Annotated in this window: 13 protein-coding genes; 3 read left to right on the forward strand and 10 right to left on the reverse strand. The window is 41.6% G+C overall.

Features of this window, described 5'->3' with window-relative positions; translation table 11 throughout:
* Window positions 1-46: 46 nt before the first annotated feature.
* Both smc and HUN01_RS36155 read right to left on the reverse strand, forming a co-directional pair.
* Window positions 47-3682: a chromosome segregation protein SMC gene (smc, locus tag HUN01_RS19070; RefSeq protein ID WP_181927511.1), complete on the reverse strand. Its 3636-nt coding sequence runs from the start codon at window positions 3680-3682 to the stop codon at window positions 47-49.
* An 83-nt stretch (window positions 3683-3765) separates the two neighbouring features.
* Window positions 3766-3897 carry a hypothetical protein gene (locus tag HUN01_RS36155; protein WP_257797979.1) on the reverse strand — a complete coding sequence of 44 codons (132 nt, stop codon included), beginning with the start codon at window positions 3895-3897 and terminating at the stop codon, window positions 3766-3768.
* A 261-nt stretch (window positions 3898-4158) separates the two neighbouring features.
* Here HUN01_RS36155 and HUN01_RS19075 point away from each other — a divergent pair, with 261 nt between their 5' ends.
* A complete protein-coding gene (locus HUN01_RS19075; RefSeq protein WP_181927512.1) occupies window positions 4159-4980 on the forward strand; it encodes a carbonic anhydrase in 822 nt (273 codons plus the stop codon).
* Between the two features lie 320 nt (window positions 4981-5300).
* On the opposite strand, the gene HUN01_RS19080 is transcribed toward HUN01_RS19075, so the two are convergent.
* Window positions 5301-5771 carry a BON domain-containing protein gene (locus tag HUN01_RS19080; RefSeq protein ID WP_181927513.1) on the reverse strand — a complete coding sequence of 157 codons (471 nt, stop codon included), beginning with the start codon at window positions 5769-5771 and terminating at the stop codon, window positions 5301-5303.
* Between the two features lie 466 nt (window positions 5772-6237).
* On the opposite strand from HUN01_RS19080, the gene HUN01_RS19085 reads away from it, so the two are divergent.
* Window positions 6238-7158: a ribonuclease D gene (locus HUN01_RS19085; protein ID WP_181927514.1), complete on the forward strand. Its 921-nt coding sequence runs from the start codon at window positions 6238-6240 to the stop codon at window positions 7156-7158.
* Window positions 7159-7624: 466 nt separating this feature from the next.
* Window positions 7625-8467, forward strand: a complete 843-nt coding sequence (locus HUN01_RS19090) for a tetratricopeptide repeat protein (protein WP_181927515.1) — start codon at window positions 7625-7627, stop codon at window positions 8465-8467.
* 43 nt (window positions 8468-8510) lie between these two features.
* On the opposite strand, the gene HUN01_RS19095 is transcribed toward HUN01_RS19090, so the two are convergent.
* The 7 genes from HUN01_RS19095 to HUN01_RS19125 form a co-directional block, all read right to left on the reverse strand.
* Window positions 8511-10376 carry an ABC transporter ATP-binding protein gene (locus HUN01_RS19095; RefSeq protein WP_181927516.1) on the reverse strand — a complete coding sequence of 622 codons (1866 nt, stop codon included), beginning with the start codon at window positions 10374-10376 and terminating at the stop codon, window positions 8511-8513.
* 190 nt (window positions 10377-10566) lie between these two features.
* Window positions 10567-12054: an acyl-CoA synthetase gene (locus HUN01_RS19100; protein WP_181927517.1), complete on the reverse strand. Its 1488-nt coding sequence runs from the start codon at window positions 12052-12054 to the stop codon at window positions 10567-10569.
* A 110-nt stretch (window positions 12055-12164) separates the two neighbouring features.
* Window positions 12165-13145, reverse strand: a complete 981-nt coding sequence (locus tag HUN01_RS19105) for a magnesium transporter CorA family protein (RefSeq protein ID WP_181927518.1) — start codon at window positions 13143-13145, stop codon at window positions 12165-12167.
* 563 nt (window positions 13146-13708) lie between these two features.
* Window positions 13709-15757 carry a serine/threonine-protein kinase gene (locus tag HUN01_RS19110; RefSeq protein ID WP_181927519.1) on the reverse strand — a complete coding sequence of 683 codons (2049 nt, stop codon included), beginning with the start codon at window positions 15755-15757 and terminating at the stop codon, window positions 13709-13711.
* A gap of 177 nt (window positions 15758-15934) precedes the next feature.
* The gene (locus tag HUN01_RS19115) at window positions 15935-17767 is read right to left on the reverse strand and encodes an aspartate kinase (RefSeq protein ID WP_181927520.1); all 1833 of its coding nucleotides are present in this window, start codon (window positions 17765-17767) and stop codon (window positions 15935-15937) included.
* A gap of 121 nt (window positions 17768-17888) precedes the next feature.
* Window positions 17889-18458, reverse strand: a complete 570-nt coding sequence (locus tag HUN01_RS19120; protein ID WP_181927521.1) for a Uma2 family endonuclease — start codon at window positions 18456-18458, stop codon at window positions 17889-17891.
* A 139-nt stretch (window positions 18459-18597) separates the two neighbouring features.
* A complete protein-coding gene (locus HUN01_RS19125) occupies window positions 18598-20451 on the reverse strand; it encodes a PAS domain-containing sensor histidine kinase (protein ID WP_238845471.1) in 1854 nt (617 codons plus the stop codon).
* Window positions 20452-20547 lie beyond the last annotated feature (96 nt).

A 20547-nucleotide genomic window follows, 5' to 3' on the forward strand; every position in this document is an offset into this window, starting at 1 on the left:
CCTGATCTCGAATCCGGTTTATCTATACACTATTATTAACAAAAACTCAAGCAGTTGTATTGGATGATTGTAACTTAATCCCCAAAACTTGAGTGTAAGCTCCTCGTGCTTGAGTAACGCCAATTGTGCGTTCGGCTGATTCTATCATCGGACGACGCAAACTCACAACTATAAATTGCGCTTGTTGTGACTGTTGTTTAATCATTCTAGCTAATCGTTCTACGTTTGCTCCATCCAAAAACATATCTACTTCGTCAAAGGCGTAAAAGGGCGATGGACGGTAGCGTTGGAGGGCAAAGATAAAGCTCAAGGCTGTAAGTGATTTTTCTCCCCCAGACATGGAAGCTAGGCGCTGTACGGGTTTGCCTTTGGGGTGCGCGACTAAATTCAGTCCGCTGCTAAAGGGATCTTCGGGATTTTCGAGTTGCAAGAAGCCGTCACCGTCGGAAAGAATGGCAAAAATTGATTGAAAGTTTTCGTTAACGGCATCGAAAGCTTCTTTAAAGGCAAGTTGCCGCAATGTGGTAAAGTTTTCAATCCGCAAAAGTAGTTCGGTGCGTTCTCCTTCTAGTGTCTCTAATTTTTGCGTCAGTTCTTGGAGGCGGTTTTGAGTGCGTTCGTATTCTTCCAACGCCAGCATATTAACAGGTTCCATTGCCTGTAAGCGTTTGGTAAGCGATCGCAATTCTTTCTGCAATTCTTCTAAATCTACTTTATCTGGAACTTCCGGCAGGGGATTTGGCAATTCTGCTCCCACATCCCGCAACTGGCTTTGCAGTGCAATTAGTTCCTCTCGCCGCTTCTCTTGGGTTTCTTTGAGTTTTTCGATTTCCCATTGCAATTGTTGTTGGCGCAAAAGATGCGATCGCACTTCCAGTTCTGTAGCGTCGCGTTTTTGTTTCTCTTCTCCCAAATTCTGCTCCATAACGCTGAGGTTGGCGCGGGTTTGGGTGATGAGAGTGCTGAGTGCTGAGTGCTGAGTGCTGAGGGTATTTAGTTGATTTTGTTGCGCCTCTTGTTCGTGATGATATTGGCTAATTCGCTCCTCCCCTTCTTGGATTTTTTCTTGCAAACGTTGTTGCTGATTTTCCAAATTTTTTAATCTTTGTTCAGCTTCTCGTAACGCCGTTTCGCGTTGTTGCAATTGTTGCTCTTGAATTTTAATGGTTGCCTGGATTTGTTGCCATTCACTGGGAGTTTGAGATGCCTCTAACTCTGCTAAGGCGTGTCGCAATTGTTGCAACTCATTTTCTTGCCCCGGTAATTCCCGCTCTAAAATTTCTAATCTGGATTGAGCAGTGGTTAACTTTTGGCTGTTTTGGGCGAGTTGCGATCGCGTCCCCTCTAATTGCGCTGTTAAATTCTTAATGTCTTTCTGCAACTGCTCCAATTGCAACTGCTGTTCGCGCCGCGCTTGACGCGCTTCGGTTAGTTCCTGGGTGAGTTTTTTGGTTCTGGCTGACAAAGTGGCGATCGCTTCAGTACAACGCTCTAAAACCCGCTCAATATCCACTAAGCGACTTCTTAAAGCGATCGCTTCATCAGATTCCGCCGCTTCTGCATTGCCAAACCGCAACGCTGAACGATTGCTGTTACTACCACCAGTCATTGCACCGCTGGTTTCTAACAATTCCCCGTCTAAGGTGACGATGCGATACAGTCCTAAGTTTTTCCGCGCCGCCTCCAGGCTAGAAAAAACTACCGTGTTACCGAAAACATAGCTGAATACATCTTTGTAACGGCGATCGCAATCGACTAAGTTCACAGCATAATTAACGAAACCGCTAGCAAAACGCAGCGTTGCATCTTGAGTAAATTTGGGAGCATGAATTTTATTTAGTGGTAAAAAAGTTGCTCTCCCTGCACGTTTCTGTTTGAGCAATTCAATACCCGCTGCAGCGACACCATCATCTTCCACCACAATGTGTCCCAAGCGTCCACCGGCAGCCATTTCTAAAGCTAGCTGATGGCGGGGTTCCACCTTTCCTAACTGCACAACTAAACCGCAAAGTCCAGGCATTCCCGATTGTAAAATGACTTTACTCGCTTGGGTTCCTTGGACTTCTTGTTGTGCTTGGGTTTGCGCCTCTATTTTATCCAACTGGCGTTGTTTTTCGCGTTGTTCAAAAAGTAACCGTTTTTGGGTTTCTTGTTGGATTTGCAGTTCTTGTTCTGTGGCTGAAAGATTTTGAGCTAAATTTTGGATGGGTTCGCTAGAGGTGTTAAATTCCGTTTCAACTCGACTGCACTCAGTTTGTTTTTCTGCTAACAGGGGTTCGTCGCGTTCAATTAACTGAGTTTGCTCTTGGATAAGTTGCTGTAACTGATTATTGCGTTCCCTGAGTTGTGCTTGTTCGGTGCGTTGTGGTTCTAGGGTGTGCAGTAAAGCTTCAATTTGACGGTTGAATGCTGTTTGTTGCTGCACCCACGCTTCGGAAGCTGAGGCGATTTCGGCGGCGGCCTCGCGGGAGGTTTCTAAGGCTTGGTGGGCTTCATTTCTTTGGTGTTGGGAAGACGCGATGAATCGCGTCTCTACAATTTGGGTTTCGGCAATTTCTTGTAGGGAATGGCGGTGTTTTTGAATTTCTTGCTGAGTTTGAGTTAGACGTTTGGCAGTTTCTTGGGAAGCTGTTTGTAATTCTGTAAGCTGACGCTGGAGTTGTTTTCGTTCTGCTTCTTGGGTGGCGAGGGTAGATTGTACCGCTAAAAGTTCTTCTTCTCCCAATGCTTTGACATGGGCATTGAGTTCTTCTAGTTCAGCAGTTTTTTGGACGATTTCGGAATTTAGGTTTGTGAGTTGGGTAGTGAGTTCAGTAGAATTGCGATCGCCTGTTTGAATTTCGTGAACTAATTTTTCTTGGTGTGTTTGTAGCGATCGCCATGATAAAACAGCTTCCCAAGATTGCTTCGCTAGAAATTCTGTGCGGAGTTTTTGATATCTCTCAGCTTTAGCACGATCTTGGGAAAGGCGATCGCGCTGTGCAGTTAATTCCGTTTCAATAATCCGACAGCTATCTTCCTTTTCCTTCACCTCATCTAAAGTTGATTTGGCTTGGATGATTTTGCGATCGAACGCCGCCACCCCAGCCAATTCATCAATAATTTCCCGCCGTTCCCGCGCATTCATCGAGATAATACTGGTGACATCCCCTTGCAGTACGACGTTGTAGCCTTCAGGATAAACCCGTAGGTTACTTAGTTCCTCATGCAACTGCGTCAGTGTGCAAGCTTCACCATTGATATAGTAATTTGACGTGTAACTCCCTTGGTGAGTGACTCGCAGCCTTCTAGTAACACTCCACTCGCCCAATTTGGGATTTGGGATTTGGGATTTGGGATTTTCTTCTTCTACTTCTTTGACTTCTTCTGCTTCTTCACTCTGCGCCTTTGCAGTTTTGGGTAAGATATCCTCCCCCGACAAGTCAAATGTCACTGTCACGCTAGCTTCAATAGAAGCGCGTCCTTTAGCCGTTTGGGTGTTATTTACCAAATCCGGTAGGCGATCGGCTCGCATTCCCTTAGAACTGGAGAGTCCCAGGCAAAAGAGCAGTGCATCTAAAATATTAGATTTACCCGAACCATTTGGCCCAGATATGACAGTACACCCCGGTAGCAAAGGGACAGAAGTAGTGCCACCGAAGGATTTGAAGTTCGTAAGTTCCACGCGCTTGATGTGCACCATAGGCGCTGGTTCCCTGGGCTAATGAAGAACAAGTGTATCAACTAATTAAGAATTCGCAAGAGGGTAAGGCGGAGAATTGGAAATTATAGTAGACGCGTTGCGGTGAGCCTGCAAGCTTCACCCAAAAAGCTTACCGCAGGCGATCGCTCAGTGTACGGCAAAAATTTTGATGTCGCAAACTGACCATCAAATTTTCCCAGAGCAGATAATATCATGTCCGACTAATTACTTGTAATTCAAAAATTTGAAACACGATCAAGGCATTCTGATCCTGTAATGTGAGTTGCTAAGTAACAGGGGGGAGGAAGTGAAACAAGCAATTCACCCCAATGACAGAGGGTATTAAAAGCACTAAATGAATTTATAATATAGTAATCTTTACAATTGGAAAAACGTAGAAAGAAAGCCCTCTTTACTACCTCAATCTGATGTATGTGATTTGTTTCTGAACCCCCAATTTTTTCTAGAGCTTAGTAATGAAGAGATTAATTAAAGGTCTGCGCGAATTTAAATCTAGCTATTTTTCGACACATCAACAATTGTTTGAGCAACTTTCACAAGGTCAAAAGCCCAGAGTATTATTTATTACCTGTTCTGATTCGCGTCTCGATCCAAATCTCATTACACAAGCCCAAGTTGGTGAATTATTTGTCATTCGCAATGCAGGTAACATCATTCCACCCTATGGGGCAAGTAATGGTGGTGAAGGTGCGACAATTGAATATGCTGTTCAAGCTTTAGATATTCGCCAAATTATTATTTGTGGTCACTCTCATTGCGGTGCAATGAAAGGATTAATGAAGTTACATAATCTCAGCGATGAAATGCCGCTCGTACATGATTGGCTTAAATATGCAGAGGCAACTCGAAGGCTAGTTATAGACCACTACAGTCACTACGACGGCGAAGAACTGCTAGAGATTATGATTGCCGAAAATGTTCTTACTCAAATTGAGAACTTGCGGACATATCCAGTGATTCACTCTAAGCTTTATCAGGGGGAACTCAGCATTTATGCTTGGATTTATCACATTGAAACAGGAGAAGTTTTCGCATACGATCCCCAAAAACACGCTTATGTTTTGCCTCAAACTCAGCTTCCAGAATCAGAAATAGATGAGTCGTTCAGGAGTCAGGTTCTAAATACCAATGTAGGAGTGCGTTCCCCTCAAAACCCGCAAGATGATATTCAACCTTATGAGAAACAGTCTGTTTCTCCATTTGAGTGGTTTCCAATGAGACGCCTTTCTCCAGAGCAGATGGAGCGAATTTATCGAGGTTCAAATAATGGAAGTTGAAAGATGAAGTTATAGAATTATAAATAAGCCATAGCTAAACTGAAGTCTACTCAACTAGACTGAAAAATGGTTTCGGTCTTTTTTATAAGATTTTAACTATTAACCATAGGTTTATAAAGTCATTCAAGTGGTATCAACTACCTATCGCTTACTTTTTATTTACAGCAGTTTTCATATATTTGAACTGCAAGGTCTTGTGTTCGTACCGTGTGGTCTATTTACCTGAAAATAGCTACAAGCAAGCCAAATAGAGACTTACATCTGTGTAAGTCTCTATTTGGCTTTTATACCGATGCTAACTGAAAGCTTCAGTTATTCTTTTATGGCTTTTTCACAGTATCAACTTTTGCTTCTACCTTTACTGTCTTTACACCTTGAACTTCTTTAGCTAAGGTTTCAGCTTTCTTGAGTTCTTCAGTAGAAGCGGCTGTGCCTTTGAGGATAATTTCACCCTCTTTGTTTTCAACTTGTAACTTGTTGCCTGGTAAGCCTTTGTTCAATTTTTCGCTAACTTCAGTTTTTAAGTCGCTCTTAGCTTTTGTGGCTGCTGTTTTTTCAGAATTGGTTTTAACTTTAGTATCTGTACTCGCTGCTAAAGGAGTTGCTTCTTTTCCTGGAATTTTGGCAGTTTTATCCGCAGTTTGATTTATCTGAGAAGCTGGTGTTGCTGGTGCTTGAGCAGCTTGATTAGTTGTGCTAGGAGTTTCTGAACCAGTTTTAGGAGCCTCTTCGCAGCCAAAAGTACCAACTACCAAAATGCCACTAATTAGCAATGGAATTAGCTTTTTCATTATTTATCTCCGAATTGAGTACTTGAAGCGATTAATTGATGTGTGATGTCATGGTGAGGAGCAGATGTTAAAAACAATTAATGTGAATTAGCAAAAGTACCTAAGCAATAGCTCAGGTTACTGAAAATTGAACCTTGGACGATTTCTTGAAGCTAAGATTTTGCGACTAGTTTTGAGAAATGCCAATTCAATTTTCCTAACGGCTGCTAACCAGGATGGCTCTATATACAGCCTATAGCTCTCTATGAATTTAATGTAGATGCCCAGTAGCTATTTCAATGGTAGATTATGCCACCCCACAGTGGTGACTCGATATTATCAGATTTTAGTCAATTTGGCGATGTCTATGACGAATTCAAAACTTCAGCGTTTATGCAATGCTGTAGCAGCAAAAGTCCCAACAAAATGTTACTTTAGAAAACTATGGCTTACTTACAATGCCCTAAATATCAGGAAATATTAGCCAATGCCCTACCTTACTTCCGCCAGCGAAATTAGTGCGATTGTCGCTGAATATACCAAGGCTAAAACGCTGTGGATAGATACAGAAGTGGCTGACTATAAAAGTCGTAATCCTAGATTATCACTGATTCAGGTATTAGATAATCCTCAAGATATGAGTGGCGATCGCGTCTACCTTTTAGATGTCTTAGATCAGCAGAACATTATAGCAGAATTTATTGAAGAAATTATGATAAATTCTGCCATTGAAAAAGTTTTTCACAATGCCAATTATGATCTAAAGCTTCTCGGCAATAAGAAAGCCAAAAATATTACCTGCACTTTGGAAATGGCAAAAAAAATTCCCTATTATCTTCTACCATTACCCAACTACCAACTCAAGACTATAGCTACTGCACTTTGTAGCTTTAACAATATTGACAAACAAGAACAAAAAAGTGATTGGGGAAAACGTCCCCTGACTGAAGAACAGATAGAGTATGCTTATTTAGATTGTATTTATCTGGCTCAAATCCACTTAAATTTGTTGAGATTACAAGCCCAAGCCACTCCGGACTCCGCAACGGAAGACTTAATATCACTAAGTACCAGATACTTACAACTTGAACAGCAATGCAAGTTGTTGAACTCTGAATTTGAGCATTTACAAGAACGCATGAAAAAAGCTATGCAAGCTCAAAATATATCTGAAACTTCTTATTATAAGCTGACTAGTTATGAACGGACTACAGTCAAAGCTACATTTACAGAATTGGCAAGGCTAGCACAAACTCAAGGTATTAATTTAGATTTTCCCATTACAATAACTCAGAAACTCCAAAAAGATTTAGGGCAAAATCTGGAACAATTGTCTGTAGATATTGAGAAAAGCATCTCTTGGCGGCTGACTTCCAAAATTCAAGAGAGTGAAACAGAAGATGAGTAAATTGTCCATCTAGCTACAAATGCCAGAATTTATGGAGTTCTCGTAAAGAAGAAATCTTAATATTTCAAATATATTTTTTCAACAGTATTCTAAAAAACGTGACCAACAGTAGTTTACTCAATACGGTTCGGATAAGATTTTTTGATGACACGCCCTAGATTACAAAGACGGCGATTTATCGCGTCTCTTGCCTTAACCGAACCGTATTGGTAGTTTACTGGTCATAAATCTATTGTCGAAAAGCGCAAATATGACAAGAGCAAAAAGCCAAATTGACAATTTTTATACTTTATGAATCAGATTTTTTCCTTAATATAACTATTAAATAAATCTATTTAATATCAGGTAAATATGTCAATTGACTTTTAATGTCTATCAAAAGTTAAAATAACTATTGAGTTAAAGAATTAAAATCTAGATTTTGGTACTAATTTTGTTCAGGCGTTATGGTAGTTTATATTAACTTATGAAACGGCGTTTATTCAGGCAAAAGCGGATAAGGGTAAATACTTTATTTACCATAGCTATTTTTACTACCTTGACTGCAATTAGCAGTATTTCTTGTAGTAAGAATGACAATGTATTGGTGACAGAAATAGGAGTCAGTCAACCTAGCCGTCGTTCAGCTACAACATCTAAGGGTGGGCAGTTCTATCTTCAGGGAAAGAACCAGCATTTAAACGGCGACTTGCAAGCTGCGATCGCTTCTTATGGTAAGGCGATTGATCAGAATTCTCAGTATGGCGCTGCCTACAACGGTCGGGGACTAGCCTACTTTGATTTGGGAGACAAAGAAAAAGCGATCGCAGATTACAATCAAGCACTCCGCATCAACCCTAATGATGCCGAAGCCCACAATAACTTGGGAAATGCCCGCGCCTCACTAGGAAATAACAGAGAAGCAGTTAAAGATTACAGTGAAGCGATTCGCCTGAATCCCAACTATGCCGAAGCCTACAATAACCGGGGGAATGCCCGCGCCACCAATGGAGACAAAAAAGGGGCACTAGATGATCTTGACCAAGCGATTCTCCTCAACCCCAAATATGCGATCGCTTACAATAACCGAGGAAATGCCCGTGTTGCCAATGGAGATCCCCAGGGTGCGATCGCAGATTACAATCAAGCTATTCGCCTCAATCCTAACTTTGCCCCTGCCTACAATAACCGAGGAAATGCCCGCGCCACCAATGGAGACAGACAGGGAGCGCTTAAAGACTTGGAACAAGCAGCAAGCATTTTTCAAAGTCAGGGAAACAATGACTTATATCAACAAGTGATGAATAACATCAAAGAACTTGGACAGTAGGGAGTAGGGGGATGATAGATGCGGTTTATAGCCGCCGTTTTAACTATAAAGCCCTCAAATGACGGCTTCGCACCCGTTCAGCACTACCAGTAGGAATTGCAGCAATTAATTTTTGCGTGTATTCCTCTTTGGGTTCTTGGTAGATGCTTTCGGCTGTGCCTTCTTCAACAATTTGACCGCGATTCATGACTAAAATGCGATCGCTCATAAATTTCACCACACTTAAATCGTGAGAAATAAAAATATAAGTAAGTTGAAAGTCTGACTGTAATTCTTTGAGAAGATTTAATACCTGCGCCTGTACTGAAACATCCAGTGCTGAAACTGATTCATCGCAGATGATAAACTTAGGATTTAACGCCAAAGAACGGGCTATGCAAATCCGTTGGCGTTGACCCCCAGAAAACTGATGAGGATAGCGGTTAATCGCATCTGCACTCAACCCTACCCTTTCTAAAAGTTCAGCTACCCGTTGGCGTCGTTGTTGCTTTGTCTTCCCAACGCCGTGAATTATCAACGGTTCCATCACCGCGTCCCCAACCTTCATCCGGGGATCGAGGGAACTGAAAGGATTTTGGAAAACTATTTGCATTTCCCGCCGCAGTTTTTGCAACGGTTCTCCTTTGAGGGTAGTAATATCTTGTTTCTCAAAGATAATCTGACCACTCATCGGTTCAATTAATCGCAGCAAGGTTCTACCAAGGGTGGTTTTACCGCAACCAGATTCTCCCACCAAACCTAATGTTTCCCCTGGTTTGACATCAAAGGAAACCCCATTCACTGCCATGTTGTAGCGTTTTGTCCCACCAAACACCCCGCGCACTGGAAAACCAACTTTCAGGTTGCGGATTTGCAGCAGGGGTTCTTTCTCATTGAAGTTTGCTAATCTTGCAGCAATCTCTTCAGTGGTGACTTCTGTAGGTTGTGCGGGTTCTTTCGCCTGAATTACTATTTGTCCCGTCGTTGTCTCTTCTGCACTCATGTAGTCAGAAACGGTGAGTAGTTTTTGGGGACGGCGGTTAAGTGTGGGGCGACAAGCTATCAAGCCTTTAGTATATGGATGCTGGGGACTGCTGAAAATTTGCCCAGAAGTACCAGATTCGACAACTTTGCCTCTATACATCACCGCTACTTCGTCAGCAATTTCTGAAATTAGTCCCAAGTCGTGAGTGATGAAAATCATTGCCATGTCACGGCTTTGCTGCAATTCTCGCATTAACTCCAAAATAGTTGCTTGCACCGTCACATCTAAAGCTGTGGTTGGTTCATCAGCAATTAAAATTAATGGGTTGCAAGAAATTGCCATTGCAATCATTACCCGTTGCAACTGACCCCCAGAAAGTTCATGGGGGTAGCGTTCCAGCATGGCTTCTTTGTGTTCTTTAACCAACTGTGCTAACTTTGATGGTTCTGGTTTCGATGAAGTTTCGATATACTGCTGCTGTATCTCTTCATCACTCGGTAGAAGTTTTACCTCTTGTAAACCTGCGATCGCAATTTGTCGTGCTTGGGCTGCTGACACATTTTGATGCCGCATAATCGCTTCTGTTAGCTGAAACCCAATGTTATAAACTGGATTGAGCGAACTCATCGGTTCTTGAAAAATCATGGCGATGTCGCCACCCCGGTGTAACTGCATTTGCTCAGGAGGCAATGTTACCAAATCTATAGGGTTGGCGTTCTCTTGAGGACGAAACCAGATTTCACCGCCAGTAACTATACCGGGAGTCTGCAACAAACCCATCACAGCTAGGGCTGTCACTGATTTACCACTTCCAGATTCTCCTACTATTCCTAGAGTTTGACCTCGATGCAACCCAAAAGAAATACCATCCAAAGCTCTGACAGTATTGCCATCACTGGGAAATTCAACTTGTAGATTGCGAACCTCTAGGACAGTTTCTCTCATAGGAGTTGGGTATGAATATTAACTTAAAATTATTTGGATTTTAACAATAGTTTTAATGTAGATGTCGGTAAATTTGGTTTTTACAATTCCTGGCAGTTTTTCACTGCTTAGAACTCAACCACAATTGACATCACATCCTTCCACAATATACACGCATTTGCAATGTCGAACTGCTTCTGATTTTTGATCGCTATACTCGAAATAGCTCAACCACTGTCGGCTTAGTCACTTTCCCCATTGCGTTGCGCGGTAATTCTTCAACTATCAAAATTTGGGTTGGTACTTTATAAACCGCCAATCGCTCTTTTGCCCAACTCCTAAAAGATTCTAATGTTAAAGGTTCTGAACCTTGCAATACTAATGCTGCACAGACCCGTTCACCCCACTCTGGATCGGCAACTCCAACCACTGCACATTCCTGAATATCTGGATGCGATCGCAATACTTCTTCAATTTCTAAAGCTGAAACTTTATACCCTCCCGTTTTGATAATATCCACACTCATCCGTCCCAGAATGCGGTAGTTACCATTCTCAACTACGGCGGTATCTCCAGTACGGAACCAACTATCTTGGAAAGCTTTGGCGGTTGCTTGGGGGTTTTGCCAATATTCTAAAAACACTCCGGGGCTTTTAACTTGAATCTCTCCTGGTGTTCCGCCTGGAACTAACTCCCCGTTCTCATCCACTAATCTCACTTCAACTTCAGGTAGTGGCTTTCCTACATATCCAGACAACCGTTCACCGTGTAAAGGGTTCGATAACGCCATACCGATTTCTGTCATCCCATAGCGCTCAAGCAGAAAATGGCCGCTGATGGTTTGCCACTTTTCTAAAACTTGAACTGGTAATGCCGCCGAACCAGAAACCATCAGGCGCATTTTAGCACAGCCTTCTGACATACTTTTTTGGCGTTCCTTAGAAGCAGTTTCCCAAGCAGCAATCAGCTTTACATAAATTGTTGGTACTGCCATAAATAGGGTTAAGTCACCGTCACAAATTCGGTTCCAAACGGTTTGGGCGTCAAACTTGCTTAACATTTGGCACTCCGCGCCAGCCCATAAAGCACAAGTCAGTACGTTAATAATTCCATGAATATGATGTAGTGGCAGGATATGTAAAATGCGATCATCCGATGTCCATTCCCAAGCGGTTATTAAGCAAGTCACTTGCGCTTGAATATTCTGATGGGTTGTAACTACACCCTTCGGTTTACCTGTTGTACCGCTGGTGTAGAGAATTAAGGCGCGTCTAGTGATATCAATCTCTGGGAGGCGACCAATATTAGATGGAAGAGTTTCTGAGGTGAGGATAAATCGCAAATTGTATTCTTGGGCGAGCGATCGCAGTATACCTTCAAAATTAGGATGAGCAACAATAATCGATGCTCCAGAATTGGTAATTACATACTCCAATTCTGGGCGTGGATGGGAAACACACAGAGGTACAGCTATGCCACCAGCCCGCCAAATCCCCCATAGAGTCGCTACATACTCAAACCCAGGTGGGATGAGAAAGGCAACTCGCTGCTCCTGTAAATCTTCTGTATTCTGAAGAAGGCTTGTTGCTATTTGACTGGAAGCGTGAAGCAAATCCCGATAAGTAAATGCTCCATCTGTTGTAGCAATCGCTGTTTTCTCGTTGTGTTCTTCAGCACGAATAATCAATGGTATATTCACGTTTTTTACCAATTGAGGGTTGATTCAGTCTACTGAAAGAAAGCATATAGCAATCCCAAACAAGATGTAAATTTTACTATTCCCTATTCCCTATTCCCTATTCCCTTTCTCTACAACCAACGTTGTTTTTTAGCATAAGTAATACTACAAATCACAATTAACGCCATCATGCAGATCACAGCAGGATAAGCCCAAGGTTGCTCTAACTCCGGCATATATTTGAAGTTCATACCATAAAAACCAGACATGAAAGTTATTGGTAAAAATATGGTAGAGAGGATAGTCAGACGATTAATTCGTTCACCAGTTTTGCTAGCAATATTATCGCGTTGAATTTCCATTAATTCTGACATCCAGGCTCTCAGAGATTGATATTCTTGCCAGAGTTTATCAACCTGATGAACTAATTCTTGATTGAAGAGTTCTTTCACTGGCTGGGTGATCCATTGGAAATCTTCGTTATTCATCATAGCCATAAGTAACTTAATGCTTTGAAAATTACGGCGTCCTGAACGAGTAGATTGCCTCATTGTGGCAATTTTTTTGTACGTTGATTCATCACCCAAATTATCTAAAACTTCATCTTCTAAATCATCAAGTTTTCTAGAAATATAATCAAAGACATTATCATAATTATTCAAAACATATTTAAAAATCAGATAAAAAAGATAGTCAATTCCCAAATTTGGTATATCTGGAGTTCGCTTTTGCAAATTATTTGCTAGATTGCTTAAAATTTTTAGTTCAGTGATTTCAAAAGTGATAATAAAATTATTCCCAACTACAATATTGCCACAGGCAACCTCAAATTCATTATTTTTTATTTGAGTAGTTAGAATTTCATAGCTGTCAAATAAACAATCTTCTACATCTTCGTCAATTCCTACAGAGGAATGGTTAAAAATCATCTCAACACGATATGGGTTCAGTCCAAAATGCTTGATAATTCTGGCGGTTCCAGTGCGATCGCGGAAGTGGATACAGCGCAACCAAATATTGTGAGAACCATCAATTCTTGCCAGTACCTTATCGACATCATTGCTAGTGAATAATTCCAGGTTGTCTGGATAAAAAGTGAAGAGAGTTAGCATACAGTAATCATAATTTAGTCATAAAAAAAACGGTAACTCATAGTAAGTATTAAGTAGGTGGGTGTAAATAAATCTAACTGGTAATGGTTGTGATTTGTCCTTTGTCATTCGTTATTGGTAAGGGTTTTAGGGGTATTTCCTTTTAGTAACTTAGTTTAATTTATTCTTGCATACTTATACCGTTCTTTTGTGAAGCTGCATATAATTCACCCCCCAGCTACGGTGTACACACAAATCTGAAATCGCTGAAAAACCCAAGGTTTTACCCCACCCTAGCCCTCCCCTTGCAAAGGGGAGGGAACAAGATTTTCCGGTTTCCCCCCTTGCAAAGGGGGGAAATATCCGGTTCTCCCCCTTTGCAAGGGGGAGTTAGAGGGGGTAATTCGACTTGTGTATACACCGTAGCCTTTGCAAGGGGGGATTGAGGGGGTAATTCGATTTGTGTGTACACCGTAGCCTTTGGAAAGGGGAGACTAAGGGGGGTGAGAAGGACTTGTAATTTTTCGATTTTACGCCCAGTCCCTAATCCCTAATCCCCAGTCCCTTTTACTAGCTAAATCTTTTTATCTTTTCCCAGATTTAGGGCGAGTGCTTGGTGCTGGTGCTGACTTATTTTGCAGAATTGCAATTTCTCTTTGTGCATCTTGATAACTATCTTTCTCTCCTTGCTGTTGGAATAGTTTTGCAGCTTTTTTGAAATCTGCGATCGCTCCTTGTTTGTTTTTCTGCTTGGTGCGAATTATACCCCGGTTATAGTAGGCTAAGGCATTGTTAGCATTAATTGCAATCGCTCGTGAATAATCTTGATTTGCAGCTTTTATATTTCCCAGTTCGAGATAGGCGTTACCACGGTTGTTGTAAGCTGCTACATTATTAGTATCTAGTTTTAATGCTTCGGTGTAATCTTCAATAGCGCCTTTATAATTTCCGAAGGAAAAACGGTGAATTCCCCTGTGGATGTAAGCTGCAATAAATTTAGGATCAATCTCTAAAATAGTGTTGTAATCTTCAGTAGCTTCTACTTTATTTCCCAACTCACTGTAAATATCACCACGATTAAGAAAAGCTTCGATATATTTGGGATTGATGTTGATTGCATCTGCGTAATCTTTAAGTGCTGCATATTGCTGTTTATTAACAGATTGAGTTAAACCCCTTTGATAATAAGCTTTAGCATCACTAGGATTAATTTTAATTATTGTGTCAAAATCTTGGATTGCTGCAAGTCTTTGTTTAAGGCGACGGCGAAGGATACCTCGTTGCAAGTAGGCTTCGGTATACTCAGGCTTGAGAGCGATCGCTTTGCTAAAATCTCCAATTGCTCCTTTATTATCCTTCACTTGAGAACGAGCTAATCCCCGGCCATAGTAAGCATAAGCATTCTCAGAGTTTAACTTAATCGCTTGGGTATAGTCTGCGATCGCTTCTTTGTACTTACTTAATCCATAAAAAGCAAATCCTCGGTCAAAATAGGCATTGGCATCTTGAGGATTGAGTAAAATTGCTTGGCTAGAGTCTGCTTGTGCTTGCTCATAGTCTCCTAATCGATAATAAGCATCGCCCCGCTTATTATAAGCCAGAGCATTTTGCGGATCTAATTCAATAACCTGATTGAAATCTTTAACTGCTTCTTCATAGTTTCCGGATTCATATTTATTTATTCCATGTTGGTATAATGTTTGTTGAGCATCACTTACAGGTTTTGGCAACCTCAATTGCCAAGCTCCAACACCAAGTGTGATACAACCAGCTATCCCCGTCAAAATTAGTAATAATTTTTTATCATCCTGTTTTTGCTGAACTTCAACATTTGTTAATTTTTTCAGATCATCTAAAACTTCGGTTGCATACTGGTAGCGTTTACGATAATCAAAACGCACCATCTTATTAATAATTTTTTCTAACTTTCTGTTAACTTTTAGGCTTTTGGGACGCCAAACTATTTCACCTGTCAGCTTATGTTTCTGACTTTGCAAATTAGATATTTCCTTTGCATTTAAACCTCGAAGTGCTGCGATCGCAACAATACCTAAAGCATATATATTGCTGTTGTATTTGAGGTTGCCGTTAACTTGTTCTATTGGCATATACTCAAGATTGTCAACGGTATTGGTGATGGCTTCATTAAAAGTACCAAAATTAACCAAAACTAACTTTTTATCTGATTCTCTACGAATAATATTTGCTGGTTGAATATCCCGATGAATCACGCCATAGCTATGTGCAATAACCAAAATTTCTAATATTTCGGATAAAAGATTAATTACTTGGTTTTCACTTAGAGGTTGTCCCTGGATAATTTCGTCACTTAAAGAATTACCAGGTATGAATTCTTGGACTATATAGAATTCTTCATTTTCTTCAAAATAAGCAACTAGCTTTTGGATTTTATCGTTTTCCTGTCCTAGTTTTTCTAAAGTTGCTGCTTTACTGGCAAACAAGTGGCTTAGAATTGTTAAAGTTTGGGGATTTTTACTAGGAGGACATAATTGCTTTACTATAAGTTCGCTGCCAAGAAGATTAGTATCTTCAACTAGATAGGTTTTCCCCTTGTCCCCATCATTGAGAACTTTTAGTATTCGGTAATGTCCATCTAGGAAATGACTATTCATCAATATAAATATAGTCTGATAAATTGCTTGATTATAGCTTAAGTGCAATGGCACTAAGTTAAGACACAGTTCTTGCCCTGGCTGCTTCCTAGCCTAGAGGCTGGGAACGAGGCAACACAAGACTTTGGGCTTATCTTAGTGCCATTCTAATCAAGCGGACATGAAATGAGTCACGTTTTACGCTGGCACTACAAATTTCTCGCTACCAGCCAGTTCAAAGGCTGCATGAATAGCTTGTAAAGCTTTAACACCTTGCTCTTGGGCCACGACACAACTAATTTTAATTTCTGAAGTGGCAATCATTTGAATATTGATTTGTTGTTGGGCTAAAGCTTCAAACATTTTAGCCGCAACACCTGGTTGTCCGAGCATACCTGCACCGACAATACTCACCTTAGCGATCGCACTATCTAAAACAACTTCACCCCATCCTAACTCTGCTGCTACTTGGGTAAGCATTTTTTTTGCACTTTCCCCGTCTATCCGCGAGACTGTAAAGGCAATATCTCGTCTGGGAACACCATCAATTACCCGACAGCGCTGAGATTGGATAATCATATCAACACTAATATTATGTTGCGCTAATAATCCAAACAATTTTGCCGCCATCCCCGGACGATCTGGCAATTGGCGAATAGCAAGACGCGCTTGATTCAAATCGAGAGCAACACCGCGAACGGGAGGACAATTGGGCAGAGGGGAATCTATGCAGCTACTCTCCCCTGCTCCCCTGCTCCCCTGCTCCCCTGCTTCAATCTCAAAGGCGGTGCGGAGTGCGTTGACAGCGCGATCGCATTGGTTGGCATCGACTACGCAACTTACTTTGACTTCGCTGGTGGAAATCATTTGAATATTCACGCCTGCTTCAGCTAAGGTGGCAAACATCTTTGCTGCAACACCAGGACGGCCAATCATTCCTGCGCCTGCGATGCTGACTTTGGCAATGTTATGTTCTACCATTACCTCGGCTTCTTCCGATTTGGGGTTAGATTGACTTCTTAGTGCTGGGGCGATCGCTGTTGCTACTGCTTCTGCCCGTTTTAATATTGGTGTTGTCACAGTAAAAGCAATGTCATTGCTGTTACCTTCATGAACTGACTGAATAATTAAATCTACGTCTACTTTTTGCCGAGAAATTTCGCCAAATAACCTAGCTGCAACACCTGGTTTATCAGGTACGCGCAACAAAGCAACCTTCGCTTGGTCAGTGTCAAATTCTACAGCATCTACTGGACGAGCAATTTCTAGATTGATTAGCGATCGCCCTTGGGGTTTGGCTGATGTCACCCAAGTACCTGGTTGATCCGTCCAACTAGACCTAACTACAAGGGGAACACCATAGTTACGGGCAATTTCCACAGCACGGGGATGCAGCACTTTTGCCCCCAAGCTAGCTAATTCCAACATTTCATCGCAGGTGATGGCATCCATCAACTGAGCTTCAGCAACTAAGCGGGGGTCTGTAGTGAGAATACCTGGAACATCTGTATAAATTTCGCAAAAATTCGCTCTTAATGCGGCTGCGATCGCCACTGCTGATGTGTCAGAACCACCACGACCCAAAGTCGTAATTTCCATCTCTCCGGCGCTAGATGTACCTTGAAACCCTGCTACTACAACTACTTTACCTTCATTTATGTGGCGACTGAGACGAGTAGTTTCAATATGCAAAATCCGAGCGCGGCTGTGTTCAGCTTCGGTAACAATTCCTACCTGAGCGCCAGTCATGGAAATTGCGGGTTGTCCGAGTTCCTGCAAAGCCATGCTGAGTAAGGCAATAGTTACTTGTTCGCCAGTAGAAAGCAGCATATCCATTTCCCGGCGGTTAGGATTTGGAGAAATTTCATTAGCTAGTTTGACGAGTCCATCGGTGGTTTTGCCCATTGCCGAAACCACTACGACAAGAGAGTTTCCAGCTTTAACAGTTTTATAAACACGCTGTGCAACAGCTTGAATACGTTCCACTGAACCGACAGATGTACCACCGTATTTCTGAACTATGAGCGCCATAACTTTTTATTTAATCAATTGTGCCTGCTTTCATTAACGCTTCCACCTGGTTAGGAAGCCTTCAAGGCTTATCAGTTATATAGTTTACTAAAAATTGCGTCGAATACCCTGTAATAATTGATTATTCAAAAACTACATCTTCGTAGAGTGTTGCCATTGTTTCCTCAAAATCCACGCTATTGAGTCGAAATGATTGATCCTCTGATGTGTAAGATTGTAAAACCCATAACCCTTGCTCATTGCGGCGAAAACACTCGACTCGCTGACGTTTTGTATTAATTAAAACATACTCTTGCAGACTTTCCAGTGTTTGATAATCGGCGAATTTATCGCCACGATCAAAAGCTTCGGTAGAATTAGATAAAACTTCGACAATTAAACAGGGAAATCTTTTATAACCTGGCGTTTCTCGATCTCGTTGATCGCAAGTAACCATCACATCGGGATAATAAAAGCGATTCAGGGATTCAATTCTGGCTTTCATGTCAGCGATGTAAACACGACAACCAGAGCCGCGCACATGATTACGGAGGAGAGCGAATAGGTTTCCTGCAATGGTAACGTGTGGATCTAGCGCTCCAGCCATTGCATAGATGTAGCCGTCGATGTATTCATGCTTGATATTGCTCTGTTCCTCCATTTGGAGGTATTCTTCAACGGTGATGTAGTTTTGTTGGGGTGAGGCTATCATAGTTGAAACTTTAATTTAGGAATATGCTTCATTCTAGCGATTGCTTATTATCATCATCTTGATATTCTTTAACTTGCAAAAAGACGCGATTCATCGCGTCTTTACAAATTATCTATTTGTCGCATTCTTTTTTCAGTACTTAGCTAATAGGTAATGTAAACCAGAAAGTTGCCCCTGCATCCAATGCACTGTTTACGCCAATTTCGCCGCCGTGAGCATGGATAATTTGCTTACACAGATACAACCCCAATCCCAAACTTACAGAATTGCGGATACTTGCACCCCGAAAGTAAAGGTCAAAAAGCCGATCGCTTTGTTGTTGACTAATTCCCACACCATTATCACTAACAGTACAATAAATTTTGTCATCCTTATGAGTAGCGTTGATTGTCAAAAGCAATTCCGGGGGATTGTGTTTTAGAGCATTGACAATTAAGTTAGAAAAAACTCGCCATAGTTGTGTGGGATCAGCATTCACTAATGGCAAATCTGCGGATACTAGATTTGTCAGCTTGGCTTGATTTTGCTCTAATAATGGCTCTAAATCAGCGATCGCAGCTTCGACAACTGCCAGTAATTGTACGGTTTGACGTTGTAAAACAACACCTTGCATTTCACTGATATGAGTTTCCATCAACGAATTAATTAAGTTCAGTTGGCGATCGCTACTTTGAATCATCCGCTCTAAAATTGAGCGTGAAACAGGGATTGGGGATTGGAAAGAGGTAGAGGGGCGGGGTGCAGGGGGCAGAGGAGAGGAATTTCCCCCCTGCTCCCTGCCCCCTGTCCCCTGCTCCCCAGTCCCCGCTCCCTGATTTAGCAAATTCTTCAATACCATTAAAGTACCCAGCACCGGGTTACGTAAGTCGTGGGAAACTGCATGGAAAAATACTCGTAGTTCCTCTTCAGTTTGCTTGCGCTGGGTAATGTCTTCAATTAAACCTTCGTAGTAAAGCAATTTTCCCTGTTCGTCACGGACTGCGTAAGCTTTTTCTGAAATCCAGACAATACTCCCATCTCGGCGATAAATTTGAGACTCAAACTCTGAAACCCTGCCATACTTTTCCATCAGGCGCACAAATTCTGCCCGACGGTTCGGATCAACGTAAAATTGTTCAATATCAGTGAAATTTGCTGTCACCTCTTCCACTAAAGAGTAGCCATAAATACGTGCTAGAGCGGGATTTGCCGTAATGTAACGTCCATCGGGACTGCTTTGGAAAATTCCTTCAACGGCGTTTTCAAAAATGGTGCGATATTTAGCTTCTGCAACCTTGAGTTTTTGATAGGCAGATTCCAGTTCTTGACGGGCATAAAACTCAGAGCGTTGCAAGCGATCGTACAGATAAACACCAATATCACATATAGTACAAAACCAAAAAATGTATAAAATGAACGTCACATTATATATTCCTGGGTGTTCAGGAATCGGTGTTTCTAGTCCAAGTGCCGTATTCACACCAAAATAGTAAACCAGCACACTCACTTGAGTCAGCAAGTGAAGAATCCAGCAGACGGGCATCAACACAGCTTGGCTCAAGAATAGCAGCGACCAACCGATGGTATCAGGTAGTGCAAAACCTGTAAGAGTTGCAAACAACTGCGATGCTAAACTAATTGACCAAGAAGACCCCAAAAATAATAAATCTGGACGATGACGACCTAATTTAGTTTTATGTAAGGCAAAGCAGACCAGTATACTCATGAGCATTGCAACATTAATTACAATACGTTGAGTTCTAACTACTTCTGGCAACTGCTGCAACTCTTGAAAAGGAAAAAACAAGCCGTAAATGTCTCGCAAAGTAAAAGACAACAGACAAATCAGCGCCAGCCATAACCATAAACGTAATCTCTGCCACAAAAAGCGGTTACGCCAAGCTTTGTAAAGAGTATTGATTTCATCTGTTGTTGGTGCAGAAAAGATTTTTCTCCACCAGCTTTGCACTGTTGTAAATGGAGTAGCCATTAGCATCCGAGCAACTTTGCCCATACCTTGAGGGTGTTTCCCTTACTCAATAGACTTCTTGCAGAAGTAGGGAAAAGGGAAGGCGGGAAAGGGTAAAGGTTTTGTATTTAACCCTTTCCC

It is taken from the genome of Nostoc edaphicum CCNP1411 (genome assembly GCF_014023275.1).
Lineage (GTDB): Bacteria > Cyanobacteriota > Cyanobacteriia > Cyanobacteriales > Nostocaceae > Nostoc > Nostoc edaphicum_A.